The 1,735-nt window shown below is 76.7% G+C and carries 2 protein-coding genes; both read right to left on the bottom strand.

From position 1 onward, the window contains the following. Positions 1–6: 6 nt before the first annotated feature. Complete coding sequence (locus tag HMPREF0731_RS20190; protein WP_007006075.1) at positions 7–1,044, bottom strand: serine hydrolase domain-containing protein; 1,038 nt, start codon at positions 1,042–1,044, stop codon at positions 7–9. Between the two features lie 67 nt (positions 1,045–1,111). Beyond that, positions 1,112–1,735, bottom strand: a 624-nt coding sequence (locus tag HMPREF0731_RS20185; RefSeq protein ID WP_007006074.1) for an SDR family oxidoreductase, incomplete at its 5' end; no start/stop codon positions are given.

The following is a 1,735-nucleotide window of genomic DNA, read 5'->3' as shown; positions in this document are numbered from 1 at the left end:
GGCGGGTCAGCCCGCCGCCAGCCCGTCGGCCGCCGCGGCCCGCATCAGCCGCTCCAGCAGCGCGTGCAGCGCGTCGCGATGGCCGCTGCGCGCGGCCGAGGCGTCGGTGGCCGAGGTCATCGCCACGCTCAGGCCCTGCCCGGGCACCACATAGATCATCTGCCCGCCGAAGCCCCAGCCATAGCGCACCGCCTGGCCGCCGATGCGGCGCAGGAACCAGCCATAGCCATAGCCGTCGCCGGTGAAGCGCGAGGCGGTGCGCGGCGTCCAGGCCCGCGCCACCCAGCCCTGCGGCAGCAGCCGCGTCCCGTCCGGCGCCAGGCCGCCGGTGCGGTGCAGCTCGCCGAAGGCCAGCAGGGCGCGCGGCGGCATCGCCATCTCGTTGCCACCGAGATGGATGCCCTGCGGGTCGCGCATCCAATCGGTGATGCGGAACTCCGGCAGCCCGCCCAGCCAGTCCCGCGCCAGGGCCAGGGTCGGCCGCCCGGCCTGCCGCGCCAGGATGGCGGAGAGCAGGTGGGTGGAGCCGGTGGAATAGACCATGGCGCCGCCCGGCTCGGCCTCGAAGGGCTGGGCGAGGGCGGCGCGCACCCAGTCACGGCTGGCCACCCACGCCCCGTAGCGCGGCCCGGAGGTGGAGCGCAGCCCGGCCTGCATCGACAGCAGGTGGCCGATGGTGACGCGGCGCAGCCTGGGGTCCGGGTCGCGCGGCAGCCGGTCGGCCAGCAGCGGGGCGATCGGCTGCTCCACCCCCTCCAGCAGCCCGCGCCCGATGGCGATGCCGACCAGCGCGGCCATGACCGATTTGGAGGCGGATTTGATGTTGGCCGGCGCCTCGGGCGATTGCCCATGATAGCCCCGCGCCGCCACCAGCCGGCCATCGGCGCTCACCAGCACGCTGCGCAGCGCCGGCAGCGCCGCCGCCGCGTCCAGCGCGGCGGCGATGGCCGGGGTGTCGCCATCCGGTCCGGTCGCGGCGCCCGCCGGGCGCGGCCAGGGGGCCAGGGAGACCGCCGCCGCCTGAAGCCATGCCCGTCGCCGCATCCATCCCCCTGTCCGGTCCCGCCCCGGAAGATCGGGGCGCGGCCGGGCGGGCACAAGCCCGGCGCGGCTAGACGGCGCGCAGCCAGCCGCCATCCACATCCAGGATGGCGCCCTGCACATAGGCGGCCTGCGGCCCCGCCAGGAAGGCGACGGCGGCGGCGATCTCCTCCGGCTGGCCGAAGCGGGCGATGCCCGATTCGGCCGCCAGCGCCTCGGCCGCCTGCTCCAGCCCCAGCCCGCGCTCGCGCGCCAGGGTGGCGATGCGGCCGGTCAGCCGCTCGGTGCGGATGCTGCCGGGGTTGACGGCGTTGACCCGCACCCCGTCGCGCACGCCGCGGTCGGCCAGCGCCTTGGTCAGGTTCATCAGCGCCGCATTGACCGAGCCGCCAATGGTGAAATCGGCGCTGGCCAGCCGACCGCCAATGCCGGCGATCAGCACCGCCGTGCCGGCGGAGGCCCGCAGATGCGGCCAGGCGGCGCGGCACAGCCGCATGCCGCCGAACAGCTTCAGCGCGTAGCCCGCCTCCCAGGCCTCATCCGGCAGTTCCAGGAAGTCGCCGCGCTGGGTGGCGCCGGCGCTGTGCACCAGGATGTCGAGCCGGCCGAAGGCACCGAGGGCGGCCTGCACCGCCTCGGCCGCCGCCTCGGGCCGCGCCAGGTCGGCGGCGAAGCTGGCGGCGCCGGGCAGCGC

Origin of the sequence: Pseudoroseomonas cervicalis ATCC 49957 (assembly GCF_000164635.1) — a bacterium.
In the GTDB taxonomy this organism is placed as follows: Bacteria; Pseudomonadota; Alphaproteobacteria; order Acetobacterales; family Acetobacteraceae; genus Pseudoroseomonas; species Pseudoroseomonas cervicalis.
This window is presented reverse-complemented; position numbering and strand designations above follow the sequence as displayed.